11 protein-coding genes, 1 tRNA gene and 1 rRNA gene are annotated in these 10,209 nt (G+C 40.1%); 10 read left to right on the forward strand and 3 right to left on the reverse strand.

The window, feature by feature from the left end; all coding sequences use genetic code 11:
* The first annotated feature begins 121 nt into the window (after window positions 1-121).
* The 6 genes from rrf to tsaD all read left to right on the forward strand — a co-directional run bounded on the left by rrf (window position 122) and on the right by tsaD (window position 3,257).
* Window positions 122-238, forward strand: a 5S ribosomal RNA gene (gene rrf, locus ABEV15_RS13500).
* A 173-nt stretch (window positions 239-411) separates the two neighbouring features.
* A tRNA-Met gene (locus ABEV15_RS13505) sits at window positions 412-488 on the forward strand.
* Between the two features lie 156 nt (window positions 489-644).
* Entirely contained in the window at window positions 645-1,118 is a 474-nt protein-coding gene (tsaE, locus tag ABEV15_RS13510; protein ID WP_429633514.1) for a tRNA (adenosine(37)-N6)-threonylcarbamoyltransferase complex ATPase subunit type 1 TsaE, read from the forward strand.
* The gene (gene tsaB, locus ABEV15_RS13515) at window positions 1,099-1,803 is read left to right on the forward strand and encodes a tRNA (adenosine(37)-N6)-threonylcarbamoyltransferase complex dimerization subunit type 1 TsaB (protein WP_429633512.1); all 705 of its coding nucleotides are present in this window, start codon (window positions 1,099-1,101) and stop codon (window positions 1,801-1,803) included. The genes tsaE and tsaB overlap by 20 nt, the downstream gene beginning before the upstream one ends.
* Window positions 1,804-2,247 (forward strand): ribosomal protein S18-alanine N-acetyltransferase, encoded by a 444-nt coding sequence (gene rimI, locus ABEV15_RS13520; RefSeq protein WP_429633510.1) that lies wholly within the window; start codon window positions 1,804-1,806, stop codon window positions 2,245-2,247.
* Window positions 2,244-3,257, forward strand: a complete 1,014-nt coding sequence (gene tsaD, locus ABEV15_RS13525) for a tRNA (adenosine(37)-N6)-threonylcarbamoyltransferase complex transferase subunit TsaD (RefSeq protein WP_498853505.1) — start codon at window positions 2,244-2,246, stop codon at window positions 3,255-3,257. The genes rimI and tsaD overlap by 4 nt, the downstream gene beginning before the upstream one ends.
* Window positions 3,258-3,552: 295 nt before the next feature.
* Here tsaD and ABEV15_RS13530 read toward each other — a convergent pair whose 3' ends face one another.
* Entirely contained in the window at window positions 3,553-5,448 is a 1,896-nt protein-coding gene (locus ABEV15_RS13530) for an ABC-F family ATP-binding cassette domain-containing protein (RefSeq protein WP_498853506.1), read from the reverse strand.
* Window positions 5,449-5,675: 227 nt separating this feature from the next.
* On the opposite strand from ABEV15_RS13530, the gene ABEV15_RS13535 reads away from it, so the two are divergent.
* Entirely contained in the window at window positions 5,676-6,311 is a 636-nt protein-coding gene (locus tag ABEV15_RS13535) for a redox-sensing transcriptional repressor Rex (RefSeq protein WP_498853507.1), read from the forward strand.
* 9 nt (window positions 6,312-6,320) lie between these two features.
* Here ABEV15_RS13535 and ABEV15_RS13540 read toward each other — a convergent pair whose 3' ends face one another.
* Both ABEV15_RS13540 and ABEV15_RS13545 read right to left on the reverse strand, forming a co-directional pair.
* On the reverse strand, window positions 6,321-6,494 hold the full coding sequence (locus tag ABEV15_RS13540) for a YdiK family protein (RefSeq protein ID WP_032099476.1): 174 nt from the start codon (window positions 6,492-6,494) through the stop codon (window positions 6,321-6,323).
* Complete coding sequence (locus ABEV15_RS13545) at window positions 6,491-7,228, reverse strand: CPBP family intramembrane glutamic endopeptidase (RefSeq protein ID WP_429633504.1); 738 nt, start codon at window positions 7,226-7,228, stop codon at window positions 6,491-6,493. Before ABEV15_RS13545 ends, ABEV15_RS13540 begins: the two co-directional genes overlap by 4 nt.
* A 226-nt stretch (window positions 7,229-7,454) precedes the next feature.
* Here ABEV15_RS13545 and groES point away from each other — a divergent pair, with 226 nt between their 5' ends.
* The 3 genes from groES to ABEV15_RS13560 all read left to right on the forward strand — a co-directional run bounded on the left by groES (window position 7,455) and on the right by ABEV15_RS13560 (window position 10,196).
* Window positions 7,455-7,739, forward strand: coding sequence for a co-chaperone GroES (groES, locus tag ABEV15_RS13550; protein ID WP_004888755.1), 285 nt, complete (start codon window positions 7,455-7,457; stop codon window positions 7,737-7,739).
* A gap of 69 nt (window positions 7,740-7,808) precedes the next feature.
* A complete protein-coding gene (gene groL, locus ABEV15_RS13555) occupies window positions 7,809-9,425 on the forward strand; it encodes a chaperonin GroEL (protein ID WP_429635255.1) in 1,617 nt (538 codons plus the stop codon).
* Window positions 9,426-9,911: 486 nt separating this feature from the next.
* On the forward strand, window positions 9,912-10,196 hold the full coding sequence (locus ABEV15_RS13560) for an RNase A-like domain-containing protein (RefSeq protein WP_498853508.1): 285 nt from the start codon (window positions 9,912-9,914) through the stop codon (window positions 10,194-10,196).
* Window positions 10,197-10,209 lie beyond the last annotated feature (13 nt).

Raw genomic sequence — 10,209 nt, forward strand, 5'->3', positions numbered from 1 at the left:
ACACACACGAAAAGCGTAGGCGACTGTTCAGCCAAGCCCTGTTATCTAGTTTTGAAGGAATAAAAAACGCTTGACAACAAAAAATATTCCGTTATAATAACATTTGTCTAAAGCATTCTTGCTCGGTGACGATGGCGGAGAGGTCACACCCGTTCCCATCCCGAACACGGAAGTTAAGCTCTCCAGCGCCGATGGTAGTTGGCGGGACACCGCCTGCGAGAGTAGGACGTTGCCGGGCATTATTGTATTTATACGAGAAAAATAACGAATCCACATCTGTGAGTTTACATCAGCGTACCGCTCGGGTCGCGTTGCTTGAATATACTATCCGAGAGCGGGACGGCCAGTTTTTTACGATAGTTATGGTCCATTCAATAAATTTTAAGTTAATTTTAAGCTATTTTTTATCGTCGCGGGGTGGAGCAGCCAGGTAGCTCGTCGGGCTCATAACCCGAAGGTCGCAGGTTCAAATCCTGCCCCCGCAACCAATGCATGAAACGAAACGGTATAAGTTTCGTATTTTTTTATGCCTTTTTTGCTTTATGCTTTGTTTTCGTGTACACTTATACGTGTAGCATTTCCTTAGGAGAGCGATCCTAAGGCCTTTTTTGTATGCTGATTTTATTTAATTAGGGGAATGAACGATGAAAACATATGAATATGTATCACATCATCCTGAAGATACGCTAGCATTAGCGATGAAACTTGCTCAATATGTTCAACCACAAGATGTCATTACACTAGAAGGTAATTTAGGGGCAGGGAAAACAACATTTATAAAAGGATTGGCAAAAGGTTTAGGAATCGACCGCAATGTGAACAGCCCGACTTTTACTATTATAAAGCAATATGAAGGGCGCTTACCTTTGTATCATATGGATGTATATCGTTTAGCAGAAAGCGAAGAAGACTTAGGATTTGATGAATATTTTTTCGGTGATGGTGTAACAGTTGTCGAATGGGCACACTTAATTGAACCGTATTTGCCGACCGAACGATTACACATTACGATTCACCATGCGAATGGAGAAAATCGAATCATTCGTTTCTCACCGATTGGTCAACGTTATGAACAGCTATGTAAGGAGATTTTTGCCGATGAAAGTGTTAGCCATTGATACATCAACGTTTGTTATGGGAATCGCTGTTGTTGACGGGCAGATCGTCAAAGGAGAGCTTATTACGAATTTGAAAAAAAATCATTCGATACGAGTGATGCCTGCGATTGAGGCGCTTCTCCAAGAATGTGATATAAGTCCGCATAATCTCGATCGTATTGTTGTTGCGAAAGGTCCTGGATCATATACAGGTGTTCGCATTGGTGTGACGATTGCTAAAACGCTCGCTTGGACGTTGCGCATTCCGCTTGTCGGCATATCAAGTTTAGAAGTGATGGCAGCAAGTGCAAAATATTTTCAAGGACTCGTTGTTCCATTAATGGACGCTCGGCGCGGACAAATTTATACAGGTCTTTACAAAGTTGAAGGAGGCAACATTCAATCCATTGTCGCTGATCAAGTCATTTTAGCTACGGAGTGGGCAAATGAATTAAAATCGTACAGCGAACCGATTTTATTAGTTGGAAACGATAGTGCGCTACACGAAGCAGCATTTATTGAAGCGCTAGGTCATTCTGTCGAAGTGGCTTCAGCGACACTTCACAATCCACGTCCAAGCGAGCTTGCCTGGTTAGGAATGAATCGTGAGCCAGAAGATGTTCATACATTTGTACCAAACTATATTCGTTTAGCCGAAGCGGAAGCGAATTGGCTTGCTCGTCAGCAGGAAAGGACGGAATGTTAAGTGAATGTCTCTTTTCGTTTCATGACGCTTCAAGATCTTGATCGCATTGTAGAAATCGAGCAACTCTCCTTTACGCTTCCATGGAGTCGCTCTTCTTTTTATCAAGAGTTGACAAACAATCCGTATGCTCGTTACATTGTGATGGAGCATGATGGACAAATTATCGGTTATTGTGGCATGTGGTTGGTTATGGATGAAGCACATATTACGAACATTGCGGTATTGCCACAATTTCGCGGTAAAAAGTTAGGAGAAGCGCTTATGAGACAGGCGATGACGTTAGCGAGAGAAGAAGGGGCGCAAACGATGACATTAGAAGTTCGAGTGTCAAACACGGTTGCACAATCATTATATCGGAAACTCGGTTTTTTAAACGGTGGAATTCGGAAACGATACTATTCGGATAACCAAGAAGATGCTTTAGTAATGTGGGTGAAATTATGAGCGAAAAAGATATATTTGTGCTTGGAATTGAGACAAGCTGTGATGAAACAGCTGCAGCCATTGTGAAAAATGGACGTGAAATTGTAGCTAACGTTGTCGCTTCACAAATGGAAAGTCACCAACGATTTGGGGGAGTTGTTCCTGAAATTGCCTCACGTCATCATGTTGAACAAATTACGCTCGTTTTAGAAGAAACGATGAAGCGAGCAAATATGGATGTGAACGAGCTCGATGCCATTGCGGTGACAGAAGGTCCAGGATTAGTAGGTGCTCTATTAATCGGCGTGAATGCAGCGAAAGCATTAGCTTTTGCACATCGCATTCCTCTTGTTGGTGTGCATCATATCGCAGGGCATATTTATGCGAATCAGCTTGTACAAGAAATGAAATTTCCACTTTTAGCCCTTGTTGTATCAGGAGGTCATACGGAGCTCATTTATATGAAAGAGCATGGTGTATTTGAAGTGATTGGCGAGACGCGCGATGATGCGGCAGGGGAAGCGTACGACAAAGTTGCCCGAGCGTTACAACTACCTTATCCGGGAGGACCTCACATTGATCGCTTAGCGAAACAGGGAAAACCAACTATTGATTTACCGCGCGCATGGCTTGAAGAAGGTTCATATGATTTTAGTTTTAGCGGATTAAAATCAGCGGTTATTAATGCGTTGCACAATGCGAAACAGCGTGGAGAGACGATTCATCCTGAGGATATGGCGGCAAGTTTTCAGGCAAGTGTCATCGAAGTATTAGTGGAAAAGACGATACAAGCAGCTATACATTATCGAGTGAAACAAGTCTTGTTAGCTGGCGGAGTAGCAGCAAATGAAGGACTGCGTACGCAACTACAAAAACAAATGAAGCAGCTGCCGGAAGTCGAGTTAGTTATCCCGCCGTTGTCGCTTTGCACAGATAATGCTGCGATGATTGCGGCAGCGGGAACGGTATTATTTCAACAAGGAAAGCGCGCCACAATGGCGTTAAATGCAAACCCAAGTTTACTGTTATAGGAACAGGGTGTCCCAGAAGTAACGGGGCACCCTTTCTTATAATCGTATAAATTTCTTCGAATAAAAACTGAACTTTTTTGTGGATTATTTTATCCACACATATGTGAATAATGTGGAAAACGTTGATTGTATGTTATTTTATCATAACAAGTTAACCACAACAAAATGGGGAATTTTTCTTTTGTTGTTGTGGATAATGTGGAAAAGTTGGTGAATAACTTATATTTAGGTGTTTTTTCTGTGGATATGTTTGTGTAAAAAGATGAGCCAGCCCACAAATGGAGCTGGCTCATTATTATCGTTGTAAATGTTCCCATTGTTCGAATAGTTCATCAAATTTTTGTTTTAGCGCTTCAATATGCGCTTGTATGTCTCGAGCTTTTTCATAGTCATTGTAACAGGAAGGGTCATATAATTGTTGTTCATATGCGGCAATTTGTTGTTCAAGTTGCTCCATTTCCAGCTCTAGCTGCTCTAGTTTTCGTTTTCGCTGTCGTTCAAGCTTTTTTCGCTTTTTTTCTTCTTCATATGAACGCTTTGGTGAAGATCGTTCTTCTGTTATCGTCTTTTCATTGAGTTGTCCAAGCTCAAGCAACTCTGCTTTTTTTGCCACATAATAATCGTAGTCTCCCAAATATTCCACAAGCCCATCTGTGGATAACTCATATATTTTTGTTGCGATTCTGTTAATAAAATAACGGTCGTGAGAAACGAATATAATTGTCCCAGGATATTCAATGAGTGCTTGTTCTAGCACTTCTTTGCTATCTAAATCCAAATGATTTGTCGGTTCGTCTAACACTAATACGTTTGCTTTTTTCATCATTAGCTTAGCGAGGGCGAGCCGAGCTTTTTCGCCACCGCTTAACATCTGAACAGGTTTCAATACATCGTCTCCAGAAAATAAAAAGTTACCGAGTATCGTTCGAATCTCTTTTTCTGTTTTTAAGCGATCCTCATCCCACAGCTCATCGATGACCCGTTTATTAGACGTTAATTCCGCTTGTTCTTGATCGTAATAGCCGATTTGGACGTTTGTTCCGTAACGCAGTTCCCCTTGTTTTGCAGGGAGCCGTTTGACGATCGTTTTTAAAAGAGTTGATTTGCCAATTCCATTTGGTCCAATTAATGCGATACTATCACCGCGAGTGATGCGAAACGAAAGATTTTTTGCAATGATGTGATCGTAACCGATCGCTAAATCGTTAGCTGTTAGCACATCATTTCCGCTTGGACGTTCAATCTCGAAGCGAAACGATGCCGATTTTTCATCACCGAGCGGTTTTTCGATGATGTTCATTTTTTCTAATTGTTTTCTGCGGCTTTGTGCTCGCTTTGTTGTTGAGGCGCGAGCGATATTTCGTTGAATAAAATCTTTTAATTTTGTGATTTCCTCTTGTTGTTTTTCATACAGTTTTAGTTGTTGTTCGAACTGTTCCGCGCGTTGTTGTAAGTAGCTTGTATAGTTGCCGACATATTTTTTTATTTTTGTGCGCGACAATTCGTACACTTGTGTCACGATTTGATCAAGAAGGTAGCGGTCGTGTGAGACGACGAGAATGGCGCCGGGATAATTTTTTAAATATTGTTCGAGCCATTGTAATGTTTCCATATCTAAATGGTTTGTCGGTTCGTCTAAAATAAGTAAATCTGGCTTAGCGAGAAGCAGTTTACCAAGCGCTAATCGCGTCCGCTGGCCACCGCTTAATGTTGATACTTTTGTCGTGTAATCGTACTGAGAAAAGCGAAGACCGTGAAGGACAGAACGAATATCTGCTTCATATTGATAGCCGCCTTTGTCTTTAAATTCTGTTTGCAACTGATCATATTGTTCAAGTAGCCGTTCATAGTCAACATCATGCAGGCTCATTTGTTGTTCTAGCTCGCGCAACTGTTGTTCCATTTGTTGAAGCGGGGCAAAAACATCGAGCATTTCTTCCCAAATGGAGCGATGTGCTTGCAAACCTGTATATTGATCTAAGTAGCCGATTGTTACATGTTTCGGTTTGATGATTTCGCCTGTGTCGTATGACAATTGGCCGGCAATAATTTTTAATAATGTGGATTTCCCTGCGCCGTTTCTTCCGACTAATGCAATGCGGTCTTTTTCTTGAATCTCAAGTTTAATGTCTGATAAAACTTGTTCAGCTCCATATGATTTGGACAGTTGATTTATTTGTAAAATGATCATGACTTCTCACCTCAATCTTCTTTTGATAGTGTAACGTACTTTCTTCATGTTCGGCAATACTAGTGTGCGAATAACAAATTTGACAAAAATAATAATAAAGGGTACAAAGGAAGGACAGAATGAAAAAAATAGTGTATAGTTTAAAAGTAGGGAGAGCTTTTTGGACATATAGGAGAGAAAAATGAAAGCGCTAACTATTTGTGAAAGGAAATGTGGGGGATTGACTCGTGAACAATGAACAACCAAAAATTCCGCAGGCGACCGCGAAGCGACTACCGTTATATTATCGTTTTTTGAAAAATTTGCATGCATCAGGAAAGCAGCGTGTATCTTCAGCGGAATTAAGCGAAGCTGTCAAAGTAGATTCAGCAACGATTCGCCGTGATTTTTCATACTTTGGTGCGCTCGGAAAAAAAGGATACGGATATAACGTCAATTACTTGTTGTCGTTTTTCCGTAAAACGTTAGATCAAGATGAAACAACGGAAGTGGCGTTATTTGGGGTTGGAAATTTAGGGACTGCATTTTTAAACTACAATTTCAGCAAAAATAATAATACGAAAATTGTGATGGCATTTGATGTCGATCCAGACAAAGTCGGAACGGAAGTAGGAGGAGTTCCTGTTTATCATTTAGATGAGCTGGAAGAAAAGCTCGGGGAGATTACAGTAGCTATTTTAACTGTGCCGGCTCAAGTTGCTCAACCGATTACTGACCGACTTGTCCAACAGGGGATTAAAGGGATTTTAAACTTTACACCTGCTCGCCTGCATGTGCCAGAACACATTCGTGTTCATCATATTGATTTAGCGGTCGAATTGCAGTCACTCGTTTATTTTTTAAAGCACTACGGAAATGAATAAACCTCCCGTTTATGAGCGGGAGGTTTTTTTCAATAAAGAGCGAATAGCTGTGCCAAAATCAAATGTTGCAATTAAGATGAACAACATTGTTGTTACGTCCCAAATGCCGTCATCAGCACTATCCACAGCAAAATAAGTAAATAAAATGCCCATCAGAAAGTAAAACAACGGTTCTGACTTCATAAAAACAGCCTCCAAATCACGAATTGCATTTGTTCTGCTTCGCGCATCATTTTTTCAATTTCCTCAGCAAATAATGTTTGAATAGCAACAACAAATGTATTCATCAGCACGTGTGCCACAATAGGTACGAGAATGCGCTTTGTTTTAACATATAAAAAGGCGAATACAAATCCCATCGTTGCATAAAGAAGCAAATGCTCGAACTCTAAATGAACAACCGCAAATAAAAGTGAGCTGACAAGCGCTGATAAGAAAAAGTTATATTTTTGGTACAACGCCCCAAAAATAATTTTTCGGAAGATGATTTCTTCCAAGATTGGTCCAACGATCGAAGTGACAAGCATAAGTGCTGGTGTGAGCTTTACCATTTCGACGATGCGTCGTGTGTTTTCGGATCCCATTTCGACGCCAAATATGCGCATTTCAATATTTGCAGCAACGCCTTGAGCAAAAAGGGCAAGGAAAAAGCCTCCAATGCCCCAAATGATGGACGATCCTATTGACGCTTGGTGGCGATCATACGAGTATTTCATATCTTCTCTCATGAAATAAAGAACGAGAAAAAGGGCAATCGAAAAACTAATGACAGCCCAATAGCCTGAGGCGATCGATAAAGCTACTTCTTTATTTGATGCGTTAATAAATCCGCTATGTGTGAGCACAGGAACGCCAATTAAACTGGATAGCTGCATGGCAATGTATGTAATGATGACATACCAATATTGCTTTTTCACGCGTTCAACCCCTTTTTACAAAGTGAATACTTTTTTATTCTATCATATTTTTTGCATGAATTTCGAAAGAAAAGACATAATGTAAAGAGGGAATCATTTAATGAAAAATTTTTAACTCCCTACTTGCAAAATTGAAAAAAGTTCATTAATATAATAAGTGTGTTAGCACTCAATAAGAATGAGTGCTAATAACAGAACGAAAATCTAATTAAGGAGGTCGTTTGCCGTGTTGAAGCCACTAGGTGATCGTATTGTCATTGAATTAATTCAAACTGAAGAAAAAACAGCGAGCGGAATTGTCTTACCAGACACAGCAAAAGAAAAACCACAAGAAGGAAAAGTTGTGGCAGTTGGTTCAGGTCGCGTTCTTGATAATGGTGAGCGCGTAGCTCCAGAAGTGAGCGTGGGCGACCGCATCATCTTCTCAAAATATGCGGGTACAGAAGTAAAATATGATGGAAAAGAATACTTAATTTTGCGTGAAAGTGACATTTTAGCTGTGATTGGTTAATCGTTCGCCTGATAACATATAAAGCACATAAAAATACTTAACTAAAATTTCATCAAGGGGGTAAGATGTATGGCAAAAGAAATTAAATTCAGTGAAGAAGCTCGTCGTGCGATGTTACGCGGTGTAGATAAATTAGCTGATGCAGTAAAAGTAACATTAGGTCCAAAAGGTCGTAACGTTGTATTAGAGAAAAAGTTCGGTTCTCCATTAATTACAAATGACGGTGTAACGATCGCAAAAGAAATTGAATTAGAAGATCCGTTTGAAAATATGGGTGCAAAGCTTGTTGCGGAAGTAGCAAGCAAAACAAATGATGTTGCTGGTGACGGTACAACAACAGCGACTGTATTAGCACAAGCGATGATTCGCGAAGGGTTGAAAAACGTAACAGCTGGCGCGAACCCAATGGGCATTCGCAAAGGTATTGAAAAAGCTGTTGCGGTCGCTGTGGAAGAATTAAAAGCGATCTCTAAACCAATCGAAGGTAAAGACTCTATCGCTCAAGTTGCAGCTATTTCTGCGGCTGACGAAGAAGTTGGTCAATTAATCGCAGAAGCAATGGAACGCGTTGGTAAAGACGGTGTCATTACATTAGAAGAGTCTAAAGGTTTCACAACAGAATTAGATGTTGTGGAAGGTATGCAGTTTGACCGCGGTTATGTATCTCCATACATGATCACAGACTCTGATAAAATGGAAGCTGTATTAGATAATCCATACATCTTAATTACAGATAAAAAAGTTTCAAGCATTCAAGAACTTCTTCCTGTATTAGAGCAAGTTGTTCAACAAGGCAAACCATTGTTAATCATTGCTGAAGATGTAGAAGGTGAAGCGCTTGCTACATTAGTTGTAAACAAACTTCGCGGTACATTCACAGCTGTTGCAGTTAAAGCGCCTGGCTTTGGTGACCGTCGTAAAGCGATGCTTCAAGATATTGCGATTTTAACAGGCGGTGAAGTCATCACAGAAGAGTTAGGTCGCGAGTTAAAATCAACAACAATTGCTTCACTTGGTCGTGCAGCGAAAGTTGTTGTAACAAAAGAACATACAACAATTGTTGGTGGCGCTGGCCGTGCGGAAGACATTCAAGCACGCATCAACCAAATTCGTGCTCAATTAGAAGAAACTACTTCTGAATTTGATCGCGAAAAATTACAAGAGCGCTTAGCGAAATTAGCTGGTGGCGTTGCGGTAATCAAAGTTGGTGCTGCAACAGAAACAGAATTGAAAGAGCGCAAATTACGCATTGAAGACGCATTGAACGCAACACGTGCGGCAGTTGAAGAAGGTATTGTTGCCGGCGGTGGTACAGCGTTAATGAACGTATACAACAAAGTTGCAGCGATCGAAGCTGAAGGCGACGAAGCAACTGGTGTGAAAATCGTTCTTCGTGCAATTGAAGAGCCAGTTCGTCAAATCGCGCAAAACGCTGGTTTAGAAGGCTCTGTCATCGTTGAACGTTTAAAAACAGAAAAAGCTGGTGTTGGTTTCAACGCAGCAACTGGCGAGTGGGTTGATATGATTGAAGCTGGTATCGTTGACCCAACAAAAGTAACTCGCTCTGCACTTCAAAACGCAGCGTCTGTTGCCGCTATGTTCTTAACAACTGAGGCAGTTGTTGCTGACAAACCAGAAGAAAACAAAAACACACCAGGCATGCCAGACATGGGCGGCATGATGTAATAAGAAAGAGAACTAGTCGCAGAAACAAATATATTCAATCGTAAGGGCTACTTCCTTAAAGGAGGTAGTCCTTTTTTGTTGCTCAAATTTGCATATCAAGATTTTTTGGAAGATCGGAAATTCAAAAATACAACAAAAACGAACATAAGGAATTATGAAATTATATTAGGTGAAACCTGTGGTGCTAGTTGAGTCTTAACGCTTGTTGTTGGTCAATTTAAAGACGCATATAATCTTGTCAATACTTTATTTAATCCTAATGCTACTGCTAAAGAAGTTGGATTAGCATTATTTGCATTCATACCTGTTATTGGAGACTTAAAAGACTTAAAAAATATTGGGAAAGCAGTCGATGTAATCAAATCGACGGTAAGAAAAGGAACAGATAAAATTGATGATGCTGTAATAAGTCATATATCAAAAAATATTAGGGAGATTAGTGTACCAGATCTTTTATTATACTCAGAAAAAGTAGGAGGACATACTATATCAAAACATATATCATTATCTGATTCAGAAATGGTTAAAAGAGCGGCACAACAAAAAGTAGATGTTACATCTTACACTAATCAAAGTACCGCAATTAAAGTGATAAAAAGTGCATTATCTCAGAATGCAACTAAAATATCAGAGTGGTTATTAGATCCCAACTCTAAAAATACACTTAATTTAAATCATGAAATGGGTTATGCTATTGGAAAAGGGTATAAAAGTGGGGGAACAGCATTAAAAACTAACTTGGATACGGCATTTATTCAGTTGAAATGTTAAAGCCGATGATAAA

The organism is Bhargavaea massiliensis (genome assembly GCF_050480245.1).
GTDB lineage: Bacteria > Bacillota > Bacilli > Bacillales > Anoxybacillaceae > Anoxybacillus.